The organism is Microbacterium sp. LWH11-1.2, from assembly GCF_038397745.1.
Lineage (GTDB): Bacteria > Actinomycetota > Actinomycetes > Actinomycetales > Microbacteriaceae > Microbacterium.
In genome coordinates, this window is record NZ_CP151636.1 from 103,035 (window position 1) to 119,952 (window position 16,918).

A 16,918-nucleotide genomic window follows, 5' to 3' on the forward strand; every position below is an offset into this window, starting at 1 on the left:
GGACGCGACGCGTCAGCTGCTCGACGCCGGACTGATCGACCAGGAGCGCGAACGCTCCCGGATGACCGCGACCCCGCCCGGCTCCAGCACGATGCTGTCGGACGCGCCCGTGAGCAGATCCGTGCCCTCGCCGACGACGCGGGCGGGGTGCTCTCCGTGGTGCAGCAGGAACAGATAGTCCCCGGCTGCACCACGGCGGCGGACCGCCTCGACACCGAGCTCACGCGCCTCGGGGAACAGCTGCTCGACCCCCGATCGTGCGGCGATCTCGGCCAGGAACCCGTCCAGCGACTCCTGCTCGAGCTTCGTCGAGACGTACGTCACGGCGCCCTCTCCGTGCGCGCGTCGAGTGATCGCAGGCATGCCGGCGAGCGGCCCGGTCTCGTAGCGTGCGACGACGTCGGCTGTCTCGGTCCGCAGCAGCTCCGTCCAGGAACCGCCTGTCATGCCGTTGCTGAGCGACACGTGATCGCCGTCGGCGCGCGGGAAGATCTGCTCGCCGCGGACGCCGAGCAGCGACCGCAGCATCCCGGGGTAGCCCCCGGTCACGATTCTCTGATTCTCGTCCGCCAGTCCGGTCGCGAACGTCACGACCAGGTGCCCGCCCGCGTGCACATACTCCTCGAGCCACTCCGCGGTCGCAGAGGTGATCGCGTACAGCGCGGGGACCACGAGCATCCGGTATGCGGACACGTCGGCTCCGGGGCGCACGAAGTCGACGGAATGCCCGCCGCGCCACAGCGCCCGGTGCGCCGCGCGCACCTCGTCCGAGTAGGTGATCGCGTCGTTCGGGAGGTGCGGGGTCTCGAGCGACCACCAGCCCTCGGCATCCCACACGATCGCCGCCTGCGATTCGGTCACGGGGCCGTCCTCCGGCGGAGCCGCCACCTCGGCGATCTTCTCCAGGATGTCGCCGAGTTCGACGACCGCCTCGAAGGCCCGGGAATCGGCCCCCGCATGCGGCACGAGCGCGCCGTGCCAGAGCTCGGACCCGCCGGCGGATGCCCGCCACTGGAAGAACAGGGAGCTCTGCGATCCCCTCGCGATGTATCCCAGGGAGTTGCGGATCATCCGATCGGGCTGCTTGGTGAGCGTCTGCTCGCCGACGCGGATGCCGGTCGCGTTCTGCTCCATCAGCACCCACGGCCCGCCCGCCCACGACCGGGTGAGGTCGGATCCGTAGGCGACATGCGCCTCTCCGTCGGGGCCGTCGGTGTCGAGGTAGTGGTCGATCGACACGACCTCCTGCTCCGAGCTCCACGACCATTGATCGAGGAAGTTCCACGTCGGCAGCATGAAGTTCGTCGTCATCGGCGCCGTCGAACCCGTGGCGCGGATCTCCGCCCGCTGCTCGCGGTAGGCCGCGAGCATCTCGTCGGAGTTGAAGCGACGGAAGTCCACGAGGTGCGCCGGGTTGTGCAGGTACTGCGTCTGGAGCGGGGGAAGGATCTGCTCCCAGTCGCCGTACCGCTGCGACCAGAAGGCGGTGTACCACGCGGCGTTGAGGGCGTCGAGCGAGCCGTACTTCGCCCGCAACCATTCGCGGAAAGCGCGAGCGGCGTGCGGCCCGTAGTCGACGGTGCCGTACTCGTTGTGGATGTGCCAGCCCTGCAGGCCACGGTGCGCGCCGTACCGCTCGCCGAGGAACCGGGCGATGCGACGAGCCGCCTCGCGATAGGCCGGGGCGCTGATCGCGTACGTGTCGCGCGAGCCGTGGAGGACCGCGGTGCCGTCGGCGCGGATCGGCAGCGCATCAGGGTGCGCGACCGTGAACCACGGGGGCGGCGAGGCCGTCGGCGTGGCCAGGAAGAACCCGATGCCGGCGGCGTCGAGGCCGGCGATCACCTCGTCGAGCCAGGCGGCGTCGAATTCGCCCTCGCGCGGCTCGAGCATGGCCCAGGAGAAGACGCCGATGGTGACCGTGTTCACCTTGGCGCGCCGCATCAGCTCGATGTCCTCGGCCCAGGTCTCGCGCGACCACTGCTCGGGGTTGTAGTCGCCCCCGAACAGGAACCGCCCTGGTGAGTACTGCGTGTTCGGCATCCGTCGTCCTTCAGGTGGAGAGATGGGAGAGGTCGGTGTCGATGATGTCCGCGACCTCGTTCCAGAGATCCGCAGGCACGCGGATGCGGTCGTTCTCGACGAGTTCGTCGACGCGCTGTGGCGCGGAGACGCCGACCACCGTGGAGGCGATGCGCGTGTCCCGCGTGGAGAACTGCAGCGCCACGGCCGGCAGCGGCACGTCGTGGCGCGCGCAGGCCTCTCGCAGCCGCGCCGTCGTCGCGACGATCTCGTAGCTGGGTGGCCGGTAACGGTACGTGGGTCGAGCGGCAGCAGGACGCGCGAGGATGCCGCTCGCGTACGGGGCCGCGTTCACGAACGCGACCCCGCTCTCGATCGCGTGGTCGATGAGCGATCCCGCCGACCGATCCAGCAGCGTGTAGCGGTTGTGGTTGAGCACGACGTCGAAGACTCCGAGATCGACGTACCGTCGCATCTCCCCGAGGTCGCCGCCCGCGACGCCGATCGCGTCGACGAGACCCTCCCGCTTGAGGTCGACCATCGCCTCGACGGCGCTGCCGGGGCCGACCATCGTGTCGAAGTCGAACCACTCGGGGTCGTGCAGGTAGAAGACGCCGAAGCGGGCACCGCCCAGCCTCGCCGTGCTCTCCAGGAAGGAGCGGCGCACGCGTTCGCCCGAGAAGCTGGTGTCGCCGGGAAGCGGGTCGGCTTTCGTGGCGAGCACGAAGTCGTCCGGAAGCCCCCCGGATGCCTCGATGGCACGGCCGATGCGCCGTTCGCTCTCTCCGCCGGAATACTGATTGGAGGTGTCGATGGAACGGACGGGGCTCGCGAGGAGGTGCTGCACGGTGCGGATCGCGACGGTCTCCTCGACGTCGTAGCCGTAGGTCGTCGCGGCTCCGCCGAGCGGGCTCGCTCCGACGCTGAGCGGAGGCAGGACGCGCGCGGGTATCGCCTCGGGCACTGTCATCCCTTGATCCCTCCCGACACGAGATCCAGACGCCAGTACCGCTGGAGCGACAGCACGAGGGCGACGAGCGGGATGATCGAGATCGCTGCGCCGGTGATCGCGACCGAGTACAGCGCCGGACTGCCCGATCCTTTGGAGAGGAGCGTGAACAGACCCACGGTCAGCGGGTAGAGGTCCTGATCGGAGAGCATGATGTAGGGCAGCAGGAAGTTGTTCCACGTGCCGATGAAGTGCAGGAGGAACACGGTCACCATGCCGGGCACCATCAGCGGCAGCACGATCATCCGGAAGATGCGCCATTCACCGGCGCCGTCGATGCGGGCGGCCTCGAGGGTCTCCTGCGGGACGGCCGACATCGCATAGACCCGGCAGAGATAGATCCCGAACGGGCTGACGATGCTCGGCAGCAGCACCGACCACTGCGTCCCGGTGATCCCCACCGTGGACATCAGCAGGTACTGCGGCACCGCCAGCACGATGCCCGGGATGAGGATGCCGACGAGGAAGCCGAAGAAGATCGCGTTCCGTCCGCGGAAGCTGTACTTCGCCAGAGCGAAGCCCGCCATCGCCGAGACGAAGACGGAGAGGACCGAGGCGACGCCCGAGTAGAGCAGGGAGTTGAGGCACCAGAGGAGGTACTGGCCGTCCTCATAGGTGAACACCTCGACCAGGTTCTCCCAGAGGCCGCTTCCCGGCGCGAAGGTGAACGTGGTGAAGAGCTCGCTGCGGGACTTGGTCGCCGCGGTGAAGACCCACGCCACCGGGATCAGGCAGTAGATCGCGCCGACGATCAGCACGATCGTCGGGAGCACGCCCCAGCCGCCCTGACGGCTGCGCTCGCCGGCTCGCCGGGAGCGCGCGGAGCGGTTCTTCTCGTCGCCGAGCACGATCGATCGCGTCATCGTCGAGGTCATGATTCCACTCCGTTCCGTCGGCGGTTCACGAGCCGGAGGACGAGCGCCGACACGAGCACCGTGCCGACCGCGAGAAGAGTGGACGCTGCCGCTGCCTGCGGCAGATTGTCCGTGCCGAACGCATCGCGGTAGATGGCCATCAGGGGCACCCAGCTCGCCGAGATCGTGCTGGTCATCGGCCGCAGGGTCGCCGGCTCGCTGTAGAGCTGGATGGTTCCGATGAGGGAGAAGAACCCGGTGAGCACGAGCGCCGGCATCACCAGCGGGATCTTGATCCGCCACGCGATCTGCAGCTCGTTCGCGCCGTCGAGCCGCGCCGACTCGTAGATGTCGGCGGGGATGCCGCGCAGCGAGGTGTAGATGATGATCATGTTGAAGCCGACGCCGCCCCAGATCGCGATGTTCGCGAGGGAACCGAAGATGCCCGACTCCTCGAGGAACGGGATGGGGCCGAGGCCGGCCGCCTTGGTCAGGAAGGAGAACGGGCTCGTGCTCGGCAGGTACATGAAGCCCCAGAGGAGCGCCGCGACGACGCCGGGAACCGCATAGGGGATGAAGATCGCCGTCCGGCTGAATCGCTTGGCGCGCACCGCCGGCGCGTCGAGCAGGAGAGCGAAGAGCAGCGCGAGGCCGAGCGTCAGCGGGATCGCGATGACCCCGTAGATCAGCAGCCTTCCGAACCCGGCGAGGAACGTCTCGTCCTGCAGCACGGCGAGATAGTTCTCGAACCAGACGAACACGTCCTGCTTGCGGCCGAGCGCCCCTCCCGTCACCCGGTAGGCACGCAGGCTCAGCCAGATCGCATACGCGACCGGGATCACCGTGAAGACGATGTAGAGCACGATCGCGGGCGTCGTGAACAGATAGGGCGCGAGTCGATTCGACCTCGCCCGTCTGGGCTTCGACGATGCGGCCGCCGTCGCGGCTCGTCGCGGGGTTGCGGTGGTCATTCCTGCCTCGCTTCTGTCTGCGGTCGGCCGGCGGGAGGGGTGCCGAGAATGTCGGCACCCCTCACCGGTCAGTCGTTCGTGACGGTGAAACCGCTCTTGACCATGTCGTCGATCACGGCCTTCTGAGTGGCGATGAACGCGTCACGCCAGGGAGTGCCGTTGTCGATGGCCTTCTGCAGCTCGTCGGCGAACACCGTGCGTGCGAGATTGACGTTCGGGCCCCAGGTGACCGGGATCGTGTCGGCCGAGATCTCGGCCGCGACGCTGTAGAAGTCGGTCTGCTGCGGCATCAGGGCCGGAGGATCGTTGCTCTCGGTCATCTCCTGGCCGGCGATCGCCGCCGGATACAGGGACTGCGTGTTGATCATGAGGTCGTTGCCCTCTTCCGAAGCGTTCAGCCACTTGGCGAACTTCGCGGCCTCCTCGGGGTGGTCGCTGCTCGTGGTGACCACGAGAGCGGATCCGCCCTGGTACGGCACGGCCGCATCGCCTTCCGTCCACTGCGGGAGCGGAGCCATCTCCCAGCCGCCGCTCGTGTCGGCCGCGACGTTCTCGATCACGCTGGGCGCCCAGACCGCCGAGGGCCAGGAGAGCATCGTGCCGTTGTTCAGCGCGGCGTTGTACTCGGGCGTCAGCAGCGGGTCCGTGCTCACCAGCCCGTCCTCGACGAGCGCCTGGAAGAAGTCGGCGACTTCGAGAGACGGTTCGTCGGCGATGCCGACGGTCCACTCGTCACCCTCGCTCGACCACCACTGGGCACCGGCCTGGGTCGACACGCCCGCCCAGAATCCGAACTCGGCAGGCGGGAGGGTCGCGATCACCGTCGCGGGATCGGCGGCCTTGATGGCTTCGGCGGCCGTCCGGAACTCGGCCCAGGTCTTCGGCGGCGTGACGCCGAGCTCCGCGAAGCGATCGGCGCGGTAGACGTTCGCCATCGGCCCGACGTCCTGCGGGATGCCGTACACGACGCCGCCGAAGGTGGTCTGCGCCCAGGTCCCCTCGGTGAAGGCGTCCTCGACGTCGCTCACGTACTCGGTGATGTCGGCGGGAACGTCGGCCACGATCATGGCGGGGAGGGTCGTGTACTCGACGAGCGCGACGTCCGGTGCGTTCCCCGCGCGATTGGCGGTGAGCAGCTTCGCCGAGGAGTCGGTCCCGCCGCCGGCATCGGTGTACTTGACCTGGATGTCGGGGTTCTCCTTGTTCCACTGGTCGACGACGTCCTGCGAGTTCGAGGCCCACGCCCAGTACTCGAGCTGCACCGGGCCGTCGCTGTTCGCGTCGGAACCCGAGCAGCCGGCCAGGCCGGCGACACCGATGATGGCAAGTCCCGCCACGGCGGCGGCAAGCGGTCGATGAGTGCGCATCAACATCTCCTTTGATTGCTGTGTGCGCCGGATTCTCTCCGGCATCGGGACCGGTCACAATGCCGGCTCACCTAGATTGCCGTCGCCCGCCGCGTTTGTCAACAAGTGAAACTAACTTCGCGAATTCTCCGTACGGCATGATGGGGGTGAACGAAGAGAGAACCGTCATGCCGAAGAGTTCCGCACCCGCAAACGTCGAGGCCCCCGCCTGGCCGAAACTGAATCACGGCGAGCGTGAGACGCTGCGCGAGGTCCTCATCCACGGGCCGCTCCCCCGCGCCGAGATCGCCCGTCGCCTGGGTGTCTCCCGTGCCAGCCTCACCCGCATCACCCGCAACCTCCTCGACCACGGTCTGATCATCGAGGGGGCGACCGAGCAGCGCGCATGGACGGGCCGCCCGAGCGAGCTGTTCGACATCGCACCGGAAGCCCGACACTTCTTCGGCGTCAAGCTCACCGGCGACGCGATCTTCGCCGCCGTCGTCGATCTCGGCGCGCACGAGGTCGCGACCGCCGAGGAGGCGCTCGAGTCGCGAGACGTGGCCGACGTCGTGGCCAGGATCGCGGAGATCTTCACCGGCTTCTCGGAGCAGTTCGACGACATCGTCGCCGGCGGGGTGTGCGTCGCCGGCGATCTGACCCAGGACCGGCAGCTCGTCGTCGACTCGCCGTTCCTCGGGTGGAAGGATGTCCCGCTCGCCGAGATTCTCACTTCCGAACTGGGCATTCCGATGGCCACGGAGAACGACGTCCGTGCGCTCACCGCCACCGAGCACTGGTTCGGCGCCGGGGCTGGATGCCCGTCGCTGGCGCTCATCACGGTGGGCGCCGGCATCGGTCTCGGCCTCGTGATCGACGATCGCCTCGTCGCCGGATTCCATGGCCGAGCGGGTCGCCTCGACCATCTGAAGATCGACGGCGCCGGCCCCTTCTGCCCCGAAGGCCACCGTGGGTGCGCGTCGGTCTACCTCACCAACGAGTGGATCGTCCGATCGCTGCAGGGAGCCGCCGCCGACTACCCGGAGGCGGTCGCGCATGCCCGCCACGGGCATCCCGCAGCTCTGCAGGCCTTCCGCGACGCCGGCACCGCACTGGGCGTACTTATCGCGACCGTCGCCAACGGCATCGATCCGCAGAAGATCATCCTGACCGGCGACGGGCTGCCGGTGTGGGAGCTGGCGGAGCCCGAGATCCGTGCCGCGATCGACGGGGTCCTCAGCGCGGGATCCGAGCCGCTCGAGCTCGACGTGCAGCCCTTCCAGTTCAACGAATGGGCGCGCGCGGCCGCGGTTCTCGGCATCCGCACGGTCCTGCGCTTCTAGACCGCGTTAGTTTCGTTTGTTGACAAACGCGCCGATTCCCAGCAAGCTGTGACGCCGGGGGCCTTCGCCTCCGAGCCGTCGAAGCACGGCCTCTCCGAGGAAAGCGCAGCGCCCATGACATCGACCGACCTGCGATCGGCTGACACGCGGGCGGACCTGCCCGGTACTCGGCACCACGCCCTCCGCGGCGGCGGCGTGGAGGTGGCCGTGGTGTCCCGAGACGACGGTCTTCCGGAGGTCCTGCACTGGGGCGGCCCCCTCGGCCCTGCCGACAGGCAGGAGCTGGTGCTCGCCTCGCGTCGTCAGGTCTCGCCGAGCGCACTAGATGCGGAATGGCCGATCACCCTCCTCCCGAGCGAGCACGACGGCTGGGAGGGACGCCCGGGATTCGCCGCTCATCGAGCGGGACGCATCTGCGTGCCGCGATGGCACAGCGTTGAGACCCGAGGTGACGAGACCGGTCTGCGCGTCACGGCGCACGCCGACGGCCTCGAGCTGCACACGGACATGCATCTCGACGACGTGGGCGTGCTCCGTGTGACTCACGAGGTCGTCAACACCGGTGACGACGACCTGGAGCTGCTCGCGCTCGAGGCGACCATGCCGGTCGGCGACCTCGCCGCCGATGCGCTCGACTTCTCGGGCCGGTGGACCAGGGAGCGCAGCCCCCAGCGCACGCGTCTCCTCGAGGGCAGCCGCGTGCGCGAATCCCGCCGCGGCCGCACCGGGCACGATTCGCCGATGCTGCTGACGCTCGGCACCGCCGGCTTCGGCGACCGCACCGGTGAGGCGTGGGCCGTCCACCTCGCCTGGAGCGCCGACTCCGTCTACCGCCATGACGCCCTCCCCGAGGCTCCGACTCTGCTCGGCGCGGGACCGCTGCTGCGCGCCGGCGAGATGGTCCTCGCACCCGGAGACCGATTCCGGGCCCCCACGGCGGCGTTCGTCTGGAGCGACCGCGGGCTCGACGGGCTCGGTGCGCGCCTGCACGCCTCGCTCCGCGCGCGCGTCGGCCATCCGTCCACGCGGCCGGTCACCCTGAACACCTGGGAGGCCGTGTACTTCCACCACGACATCGAGCGGCTGCGCACCCTCGCCAAGACGGCGGCCGACATCGGCGTGGAGCGCTTCGTGCTCGACGACGGATGGTTCCTCGGCCGACGCAGCGACGTCGCCGGCCTCGGCGACTGGAGCGTCGACCTCGAGATGTGGCCGGAGGGGCTGCATCCGCTCGCCGACGAGGTGCGCCGCCTCGGTATGCAGTTCGGGCTCTGGTTCGAACCCGAGATGGTCAACGTCGACTCGGACCTCGCGCGGGCGCACCCCGATTGGCTGCTGCAGGATCCGGAGGCGGGCGTGCGCACCTGGCGGAACCAGTACGTGCTCGACGTCGCGAACCCCGCCGTGTTCGAATATCTCGTCGAGTCCATCTCGCGGGTGGTGTCCGAGTACGGGCTCGACTACATCAAGTGGGATCAGAACCGCGACCTCATCGAGGCGGTGCACGACGGCCGTGCTGGCGTGCACCGCCACACCCTCGCGGTGTACGCCCTGCTCGACGCCGTGCGCAGGCGGCATCCGGGTCTGGAGATCGAGTCCTGCGCCTCCGGCGGAGCACGTGTCGATCTCGGCGTGCTGGAGCGCACCGATCGGGTCTGGGCGTCGGACACCAACGATCCGATCGAGCGCCTCGACATCCAGCGATGGACCGAGCTGCTCCTCCCCCTCGAGCTCATCGGCTCGCACGTGGGACCCCCGGTGACCCACACCACTCGTCGTGAGACGAGCCTGGGCCTGCGCATCGCCGTCGCCCTGTTCGGCTCCTTCGGGATCGAGTGGGACATCACCGAGTGCACGCCGGACGAGCTCGACCAGCTCCGTGACGCGATCGCCGCGTACCGGCGACTGCGCGGCCTGCTGCACACCGGCCTGCTCGCCCACCCCGCCGGCGGCGACGACGGGCTGCGCGTGACCTCGGTCACGGCACCGGATGCGAGTCGCGCCGTGGTCAGGGTCGCGCGGGTGACGAGTTCCGACCGGGCGCTTCCGCGCCTGCTCCGACTCGTCGACCTCGATCCGGACGCGCAGTACCTCGTGCGGCCGGTGGCGGAGCTGCGGATGCCGCGAGCGATCGAACCCTCCCCGCCCCCGTGGCTGGAACGCGGACACGTGGTGCTGACGGGCGCGTCCCTCGCGCAGCGCGGCATCCGTCTGCCACTCCTCGGACCGGGACAGGCGCTCGTGCTCGAGGCGGAGCGGCTTCCCGCGGAGGGCTGACCGCGCCGAGGGCGGCGACCCGGAGTCCGGTTCGCCGCCCCGCCCGTCACTCCCGGATGACCGCGACCGCTCCTGCCGGGACGGAGACGCGACCGGTGTGCGCGTTCCCGGTGAGCAGATCGGTGCCGGATGCCTCGACCCAGCCGTCGTCGTCGGTGTGGTTGATGAGGAAGAGGTAGGAGGAGTCGTCCGAGCTCCGGCGCACCGCCTCGACGCCGCGCGAGACGACAGCCGTCGGCGCGACCCCGGCCTCGTCGAGCAGACGCTCTGCGAGCGCGGCCAGGCCCGCCTCATCGAGATCGGTGGACAGGTACCACGCCGTCCCGGCGCCCACCCGGCGGCGGGTGAGCGCGGGGTGACCGGCGAGCGGGCCCTCGGCGTACCCCGCGACGACCTCGACGCCGTCCTCCGGCCGTGGATGCCGCAGCCGCTCCGACCACCGGCGCCCGGTCCAGCCGTTGTCCAGGGCGAACGACCGTTCGCTCTCGAGCGGGAAGAACTCCTCGCTCGTCACGCCGACCAGCGAGCGGAACGCGCCGGGATACCCGCCGATGTGCACGGTGCCCGCCTCGTCGACGATGCCGGAGAACCAGGTCACCAGCGCGATTCCGCCGGCCTCGACGTACTCGTGCACCGCGCGCGCGTTCTCCTCCGACACCAGGTACAGCCCGGCGACGATCACGAGCCGGTAGTCGTCCAGCCGCGACCAGGGCGGCACCACATCCGTGGTGACGGCGCGCTCGAACAGGACGTTGTGGACGGCCCGCGCGGTGTCGGCGTAGCGGAGGTTGTTGGCGGGCTTGAGGCCCGACCGCAGCGCCCATCCGGCCTCGTTGTCGTGCAGCAGGGCCACCTCCGCGGGGGCGACCACCGTGTCCCGCACCTCGGCGAGCGCAGCCATCTGCGAGCCCAGCGCGACCACATCACGGAAGACCCGGCTGTCACGACCCGCGTGGGGCAGCATCGCGGAGTGGAACTGCTCGGTCCCGGACTTCGAGGCTCGCCACTGGAAGAACATCGCGCTGTTGGAGCCGCGGGCGATGTGTGCGAGCGCGTGGCGGCTGATCTCGCCCGGAGCCTTGGGCTGATTGATCGGATGCCAGCTCGACGCGCCCGTCGCATGCTCCATCAGCATCCAGGGTCGGCCGCCGGACATGCCGCGCATGCGGTCGCCGCTGAAGGCCAGGTCCTGGTGCTTGAGAGGGTCGGGGCCGAACGTGTAGTGGTCGTTCGCCACGATGTCCACCTCGTCGGCCCACCGCGTGTAGTCGACCACGTCGGGACCGAGTCCGACCATGAAGTTCGTGGTGATCGGGAGTTCCGGGGTGAAACGCCGCAGCGCCTCCTTCTCTGCACGGTACTGCGCGAGGAGCTCGTCGGACGAGAAGCGCTCGTAGTCGAGCAGATGTCCCGGGTTGTGCGCGGTGACACCCCAGGGCGTCGTCACCTCCTCGAAGGAGGAGTAGCTATTTCCCCAGAACGACATGCCCCAGGCCGCATTCAGCGCGTCGACCGTGACGTACTTCTCGGCCACCCACCCGCGGAATCGGGCGTTCGAGACCGGGCAGTGGCAGCGTGCGTTCCCGCCGCCGAGCTCGTTGCTCACGTGCCACATCAGCACGGCGGGGTGTCCGGCGACGTGCTCGGCGAGGCGCTCCACTATGCGTACGGCGTATTCCCGGAACACGGTCGACGACGGGCACCAGCCGAGTCGTCCACCCGGCGCGAGGGGGTGTCCGTGGATGTCCTGCGGCAGGATCTCGGGGTGCAGGCGGTGCAGCCACATCGGCACCGCGGCCGTGGGGGTGGCGAGGTCGACGGCGATCCCGTTCTCATGCAGCAGATCGAGCATCCGATCGAGCCACGAGAAGTCGAAGACGCCCTCGCGCGGTTCGTGGATCACCCAGGAGAACACGCCGAGGGTCACGAGGTTCACCCCCGCCTCGCGCATCAGCTCCATGTCCTCGAGCACGACGTCCCACGACCACTGCTCCGGGCTGTAGTCGCCGCCGAAGGAGAGACCGTCGGTCGGCCAGTCGACATGTCGACGAGGGGCGTCGTTCAGGATCTCGGTGCTACTGGTCATCGGGGTTCCTCTCAGGGGAAGGGGTGGGGGGTCTCCGGGTCACCCGCAGCACGCGTGCGGTGGGCGCCGGCACGTCGACGGTGACGGCGAGTTCTCCGGCCGTCGCATCCCAGCGCCAGGACCAGCCGTCGGGGGCATCCGGGAAGAACGCCTCGACGGTGATCTGAACGTCACGGAATGAGGGCAGGGGGACGATGACGGTGCCGGTCGCCCCGGGGCGACGCCACAGGCTGAGGAACGCCGACCCATCGCCCGGGTCTCCCAGACCCAGGGCGACCCAGGGGTCCTCCCAGGCGGGGAGGCCCAACGGCCAGAACGGCATCGCCTGCTCGATCATGCGCAGCACCACCCGGTGCGCGTCCAGCGCGGCGCGGACGAGTGCGCGCTCGTCGGCTGCCATGCGATTGAGATAGCCCGAGAGGTAGAGCCGCCCGAGCACGCCGTTGACGAGTGCGAAGACCATCTCCTCGCGCGTGCTCCCCGCCACCGGATACGCCCAGTTGCCCGCCTGTTCCGGGAGCATCGCGGCGGGAGCCGCGGCCGCGATCGTCGCATACATCACGGGATCCTGCTGGTCGGAGGTGGACTGCAGGTGGAGCCGCGAGAGCATCGCCTGATCGATGCGCATCGCCCCGGACGCGCAGCTCTCGATCAGCAGATCCGGATGCCGCGCCTGCCAGCCGTCGATCACCTCGAGGAGAGCGCGGTTGTGCGCGAGGAGTCCGGCGCCGGGAGCGAGGCCCCCGGCATCCGTCCCCGGTCCGGTCATGGTGTTGTCATCCATCTTGATGAACCCGATGCCGTAGTCGGCGACCAGCCGATCCACGACCTCGTCGACATGCGCGCGTGCGGCCGGGTCGCGCAGATCGAGCAGGTGACGGCCGTGCTCGGCGAGACGCACGCCTCCGCGTGAGAAGAAGGCCGAGTCGGGAAGGGCTCGACCGGAGGATGCGACCGCGAGCGGGGAACGCACGCCGATGACCTCGGGCTCGAGCCAGAGACCGGCGATCATGCCGTGGGCGCGGATGCGGTCGATGACCTCCTCGATGCCGTCGGGGAATCGCCGTGCAGCGGGCTTCCACTCACCGACGGAGTCCCACCAGCTCCCCTCCGCGTACCACCCGGCGTCGATGCAGAAGACGTCGGCGCCGATCGCGGCGGCCGCGTCGATGAGCGGAAGCAGCTTCTCGGTGGTCGGGTCGCCCATGAGCGTGTTCATGTAGTCGTTGAACACGATCGGAAGCCGCCGGTCCGCAGACCTCACATGACGCAGCGCACGGCGCTGCGAGGTCAGGGCGGCGAGCACCTCGTCCACCCCGCCGGCCGCGAAGGCGATCGACGCCGGCACGGTCGTGAACGACTCCCCGGCACCCAGGCGTGTACTCCACTGATTGTCCTGATCGGTCGGGCCGGTGAGCAGCAGATAGGCGCCATGCCGCGTCTCGCCGATCTCGTAGCCCCACGGACCGTTGTGCTCCACCTGCCAGGCGAGGGCGTGGTCGCCGGTCCGGGCGAGCAGCATCGCGGTCGGCACCTGCTCCCCGCTCGACCAGGATCCCCGGTCGGCGACATGGATCCGGCTGCGCGGCGGCTGATGCTGCAGGTCGCGATCGATCCGGGCGAGACCGCTCTCGCGCAGCGAGCGCGTGGCCCAGCGGCTCTCCGCGACCCAGTCGTTCGCCGCCGTCGCCAGCAGGAAGCCGTCGACATCGGGAGCGGCGGTGAGGAACGCGCCGGTGACGAAGGTCGAGACGAAGTCGAGCACGATCTCCGCGGCGGCATCGATCTCCGAGGACGGCTCGAACGAGACCTCCGACCAGGTGCGGAAGCCGCCGATGCCCGGCGTCCGTTCGAAGACGCTCATGACCTCGATCCCCGTCTCGTCATCGCGCTGCCGCAGGCGCAGCATCCGCTCGTCGAGGATGTGGGAGGCGTGGCGGAGCCGCGCTCCGATGACCGTGTCGACGTGGCGGAAGCTGCCGGGGAAGCGGCCGTGGCCGAACCCGGAGAGCTCGACGAGCGGCTGCCGGAGAGAAGGGGGCAGCACCGGGATGCCCGCGCCCGACGTCGCGGGAGTCCCGAGGCCGACGAGCGACACCGGCGCATCCTGGCCGATCGCGAAGACGAGCTCCAGCGCGTCGTCGCCCCAGCGGAGGACGTCGTCGCCCTGACGCGCCTCAGGCACGCGCCGGTTCCCGCTCCGCGCTCTCCCAGGTCTGCGTGAAGTGGTTGTAGCAGACCGAGTTGTCCAGCGATGCGCGGTCGGGCGCCGCCTCGCTCGACACGACCTTCCCGATCTTCTCCGGGTCGGGCGCGGCGATCGCGAGCAGACGGGTGTAGTCGTGCTGCGGGTTGAGGATGACGTCGTCGGCGGGACCGCGCTCGACCACTCGTCCGTGGTAGAGCACGAGGATCTCGTCCGAGAAGTGCCGCGCGGTGGCGAGGTCGTGGGTGATGTAGAGCAGCGCCAGGTTGTCCTCGCGCTGCAGCCGCCCCAGCAGGTTCAGCACACCGAGGCGGATCGACACGTCGAGCATCGACACCGGCTCGTCGGCGATGAGCACCTCGGCGCCGGGAGCGAGAGCGCGGGCGATCGCGACGCGCTGCCGCTGGCCGCCGGACAGTTCGTGCGGACGACGGATCGCGACGTCCTCCGCCGGCGTGAGGTTCACGCGGTCCAGCATGCTCAGCACCTTCTCGTGCACGGCGGCGGCGCCGGTCGCCCGACGGTGGATGCGGATGGGCCGCGCGATGTGGTGCTCGATGCTGTGGAACGGATTCAGCGACGCGAACGGATCCTGGAACACCATCTGCACGTGTCGGCGGTAGAGCGAGCGCGGCATCGCCGTGCCGTCGTCGAGCGTGACGTCGATCTGTCCCGACGTCGGCCTCTCGAGTCTGGCCAGCATCCGCGCGATCGTGGACTTCCCCGACCCGGACTCTCCGACGAGCGCGATCGTCCGTCCGGGGACGAGGTCGAACGAGACTCCGTCCACTGCCCGGAACGCGCCGCGGCGCAGTCCCTTCCTGATCGTGTAGTCCTTCGTCAGATCGGACACCCTGATGGTCGTCATGAGCGCTGTACCTGCCCCTCGTCTGTGCCGGTTCGGATGAAGGCGCCGCGCGAACCGCTCAGGCTCGGGAACGACGACAGCAACTGCTGCGTGTACTCGTGCTCGGGTGAGCGGTAGATGCGATCGGCCGTGCCGAGTTCGACGATCTCGCCCTGCAGCATGATGGCGATGCGGTCGCTGATCTCCAGCAGCAGCGGCAGATCGTGGGTGATGAAGATGACCGCGAAGTCGAGCTCGTCCCGCAGACGGACGATCTCCCGCAGGATGTCGCGCTGCACGACCACATCGAGGGCCGTGGTCGGCTCGTCCATGATCATGACCTGCGGCTCGAGCAGCATCGCCATCGCGATCATCACCCGCTGCCGCATGCCTCCGGAGAGCTCGTGCGGGTAGGAGTGCAGGCGACGCCGGTCGACGCCGACCCGCTCGAGCACGTCGCCCGCGCGCTGGATGCGCTCGCGCTTCGACATCTCGGGGCGGTGGGTCAGCAGCACGTCCTGCAGCTGCGCGCTCACGGTGGTCACCGGGTTCAGAGCGTTCATCGCGCCCTGGAACACCATCGACAGCTTCGTCCAGCGGAACGCCCGGAGCTGATCCTCCTCGAGGGCCAGCAGGTCGAGATCGCTGCCGTCCCGGTCGTGGAAGATGATGCTGCCCGACGAGATGCGTGCGGGCGGCTTGTGCAGCCGGTTGATCGCATAGGCGAGCGTCGTCTTCCCGCATCCGGATTCCCCGGCGAGGCCGAGGATCTCGCCGGGCGCGAGCGTGAACGAGGCGTTCTTCACCGCCGTCACCGGGTGATCGACCTCGTAGACGACCGACAGGTCCTCGACGCTGATCACCGCCGGCCGAGCGGAACCGGTCCGGGTGCGGATCTCCTCCGAGATCGTCATGCTGCGGCCTTCCTCTCCCTGGTCGCACGAGAGCGCTCGAGGCGGGCGGCGACCCTGGCGCGCTTGCGGTGCAGCCGGACGTTCTTGAGCTTGGGGTTGATGATCTCGTCGATCGAGAAGTTGATGAGCGAGAGGCCCATGCCGAACAGCGCGATGATGAGGCCGGGCGGCACGAACCACCACCACGCGCCCAGCGAGAGCGCGAAGCCGTTCTGGGCGTAGAACAGCATGGTGCCGAGGGTGGACGAGTTCGACGCCCCGAGTCCGAGGAACGACAGTCCTGCCTCCCCGAGGATCGCGGCGATCACAGCGAAGACGAACTGCGACGCGAGCACGGGGAGCAGGTTCGGCAGGATCTCGACGGCGATCACACGTCCGGCGCGCTCTCCGGCCACCCGGGATGCCGCGACATAGTCGCGATTGCGGATGGACAGCGTCTGCGCGCGCAGCACTCGGCTGGACGCCGCCCATCCGGTGATGGCGAGCACGACCGCGATCGTCCAGAGGCCGCGCTGCGCCTGCGGGACGAACCCCGAGATCACGATCACGAGCGGCAGTCCGGGGATCACCAGGAAGACGTTCGAGAAGAGGGAGAACGCCTCATCCGCGAACCCGCCGATGTACGCCCCCAGGATGCCGAAGAAGGCGGACAGGATCGTCGCGAGCACGCCGACGATGAGGCCGATCTGCAGGGAGCCTGCCGTCGCGTGGGCGAGCTGGGCGAACACGTCCTGGCCTGTCTGCGTCGTGCCCAGGATGTGCTCGGCGCTGGGTGGCTGAAGCCCCGAGTCCCGGATCGTGGTCGGATCCTGCACCAGGAGGGGACCGATGATGCCGAACAGCGTGATGCCGCCGACGAGCACGAGACCGAAGGCGAGCCACGGCGTCATGGTGGGCAGCATCATCAACCACGGCGAGCGCGGCTTCCTGCCGCGTTCGGCCGCCGCGGTGGCGAGGGCCATCGTCGCGTCGGAGACGTTGGGCTCGGTGCGGGGAGCGAGGTTCGTCATCGGCTGAGTCCTTCCGGGAAGAGCAGCACGCGC

The 16,918-nt window shown here is 69.3% G+C and carries 12 protein-coding genes; 2 read left to right on the forward strand and 10 right to left on the reverse strand.

The annotated features are described in order from the left end of the window. Positions 1 to 12: 12 nt before the first annotated feature. The 5 genes from MRBLWH11_RS00565 to MRBLWH11_RS00585 all read right to left on the reverse strand — a co-directional run bounded on the left by MRBLWH11_RS00565 (position 13) and on the right by MRBLWH11_RS00585 (position 6,223). Positions 13 to 2,043: a beta-galactosidase gene (locus MRBLWH11_RS00565; protein WP_116634292.1), complete on the reverse strand. Its 2,031-nt coding sequence runs from the start codon at positions 2,041 to 2,043 to the stop codon at positions 13 to 15. A gap of 10 nt (positions 2,044 to 2,053) precedes the next feature. Beyond that, entirely contained in the window at positions 2,054 to 2,992 is a 939-nt protein-coding gene (locus tag MRBLWH11_RS00570) for an aldo/keto reductase (RefSeq protein WP_116634291.1), read from the reverse strand. Further along, positions 2,989 to 3,906, reverse strand: a complete 918-nt coding sequence (locus tag MRBLWH11_RS00575) for a carbohydrate ABC transporter permease (protein WP_243408825.1) — start codon at positions 3,904 to 3,906, stop codon at positions 2,989 to 2,991. The genes MRBLWH11_RS00570 and MRBLWH11_RS00575 overlap by 4 nt, the downstream gene beginning before the upstream one ends. After that, positions 3,903 to 4,856 (reverse strand): sugar ABC transporter permease, encoded by a 954-nt coding sequence (locus MRBLWH11_RS00580; protein WP_341946325.1) that lies wholly within the window; start codon positions 4,854 to 4,856, stop codon positions 3,903 to 3,905. Before MRBLWH11_RS00580 ends, MRBLWH11_RS00575 begins: the two co-directional genes overlap by 4 nt. Before the next feature lie 68 nt (positions 4,857 to 4,924). After that, on the reverse strand, positions 4,925 to 6,223 hold the full coding sequence (locus MRBLWH11_RS00585; protein WP_116634289.1) for an extracellular solute-binding protein: 1,299 nt from the start codon (positions 6,221 to 6,223) through the stop codon (positions 4,925 to 4,927). A gap of 167 nt (positions 6,224 to 6,390) precedes the next feature. On the opposite strand from MRBLWH11_RS00585, the gene MRBLWH11_RS00590 reads away from it, so the two are divergent. Both MRBLWH11_RS00590 and MRBLWH11_RS00595 read left to right on the forward strand, forming a co-directional pair. Next, positions 6,391 to 7,545 carry an ROK family transcriptional regulator gene (locus MRBLWH11_RS00590; protein ID WP_341946326.1) on the forward strand — a complete coding sequence of 385 codons (1,155 nt, stop codon included), beginning with the start codon at positions 6,391 to 6,393 and terminating at the stop codon, positions 7,543 to 7,545. A 114-nt stretch (positions 7,546 to 7,659) separates the two neighbouring features. After that, positions 7,660 to 9,822, forward strand: coding sequence for an alpha-galactosidase (locus MRBLWH11_RS00595; protein WP_341946327.1), 2,163 nt, complete (start codon positions 7,660 to 7,662; stop codon positions 9,820 to 9,822). Between the two features lie 46 nt (positions 9,823 to 9,868). Here the strand turns inward: MRBLWH11_RS00595 and MRBLWH11_RS00600 are convergent, their stop codons facing one another. Genes MRBLWH11_RS00600 through MRBLWH11_RS00620 form a run of 5 tightly spaced genes read right to left on the reverse strand, consistent with a single transcriptional unit; the run spans position 9,869 to position 16,885 of the window. Then, positions 9,869 to 11,908 carry a beta-galactosidase gene (locus MRBLWH11_RS00600; protein WP_341946328.1) on the reverse strand — a complete coding sequence of 680 codons (2,040 nt, stop codon included), beginning with the start codon at positions 11,906 to 11,908 and terminating at the stop codon, positions 9,869 to 9,871. Next, positions 11,898 to 14,093 (reverse strand): glycoside hydrolase family 36 protein, encoded by a 2,196-nt coding sequence (locus MRBLWH11_RS00605; RefSeq protein ID WP_116634285.1) that lies wholly within the window; start codon positions 14,091 to 14,093, stop codon positions 11,898 to 11,900. The genes MRBLWH11_RS00600 and MRBLWH11_RS00605 overlap by 11 nt, the downstream gene beginning before the upstream one ends. Next, the gene (locus MRBLWH11_RS00610) at positions 14,086 to 14,982 is read right to left on the reverse strand and encodes an ATP-binding cassette domain-containing protein (RefSeq protein ID WP_116634284.1); all 897 of its coding nucleotides are present in this window, start codon (positions 14,980 to 14,982) and stop codon (positions 14,086 to 14,088) included. The genes MRBLWH11_RS00605 and MRBLWH11_RS00610 overlap by 8 nt, the downstream gene beginning before the upstream one ends. Beyond that, entirely contained in the window at positions 14,979 to 15,875 is an 897-nt protein-coding gene (locus MRBLWH11_RS00615) for an ABC transporter ATP-binding protein (RefSeq protein WP_116634283.1), read from the reverse strand. Before MRBLWH11_RS00615 ends, MRBLWH11_RS00610 begins: the two co-directional genes overlap by 4 nt. Beyond that, positions 15,872 to 16,885: an ABC transporter permease gene (locus MRBLWH11_RS00620; protein WP_341946329.1), complete on the reverse strand. Its 1,014-nt coding sequence runs from the start codon at positions 16,883 to 16,885 to the stop codon at positions 15,872 to 15,874. The genes MRBLWH11_RS00615 and MRBLWH11_RS00620 overlap by 4 nt, the downstream gene beginning before the upstream one ends. Between the last annotated feature and the right edge of the window lie 33 nt (positions 16,886 to 16,918).

What these genes read in the sequence shown, in the direction of transcription:
- MRBLWH11_RS00565 (WP_116634292.1), bottom strand. Translation starts at nt 2,043, where the DNA reads ATGCCGAACACGCAGTACTCACCAGGGCGGTTCCTGTTCGGGGGCGAC.
- MRBLWH11_RS00590 (WP_341946326.1), top strand. Translation starts at nt 6,391, where the DNA reads ATGCCGAAGAGTTCCGCACCCGCAAACGTCGAGGCCCCCGCCTGGCCG.
- MRBLWH11_RS00600 (WP_341946328.1), bottom strand. Translation starts at nt 11,908, where the DNA reads ATGACCAGTAGCACCGAGATCCTGAACGACGCCCCTCGTCGACATGTC.
- MRBLWH11_RS00615 (WP_116634283.1), bottom strand. Translation starts at nt 15,875, where the DNA reads ATGACGATCTCGGAGGAGATCCGCACCCGGACCGGTTCCGCTCGGCCG.
- MRBLWH11_RS00580 (WP_341946325.1), bottom strand. Translation starts at nt 4,856, where the DNA reads ATGACCACCGCAACCCCGCGACGAGCCGCGACGGCGGCCGCATCGTCG.
- MRBLWH11_RS00575 (WP_243408825.1), bottom strand. Translation starts at nt 3,906, where the DNA reads ATGACCTCGACGATGACGCGATCGATCGTGCTCGGCGACGAGAAGAAC.
- MRBLWH11_RS00595 (WP_341946327.1), top strand. Translation starts at nt 7,660, where the DNA reads ATGACATCGACCGACCTGCGATCGGCTGACACGCGGGCGGACCTGCCC.
- MRBLWH11_RS00570 (WP_116634291.1), bottom strand. Translation starts at nt 2,992, where the DNA reads ATGACAGTGCCCGAGGCGATACCCGCGCGCGTCCTGCCTCCGCTCAGC.
- MRBLWH11_RS00620 (WP_341946329.1), bottom strand. Translation starts at nt 16,885, where the DNA reads ATGACGAACCTCGCTCCCCGCACCGAGCCCAACGTCTCCGACGCGACG.
- MRBLWH11_RS00585 (WP_116634289.1), bottom strand. Translation starts at nt 6,223, where the DNA reads ATGCGCACTCATCGACCGCTTGCCGCCGCCGTGGCGGGACTTGCCATC.
- MRBLWH11_RS00610 (WP_116634284.1), bottom strand. Translation starts at nt 14,982, where the DNA reads ATGACGACCATCAGGGTGTCCGATCTGACGAAGGACTACACGATCAGG.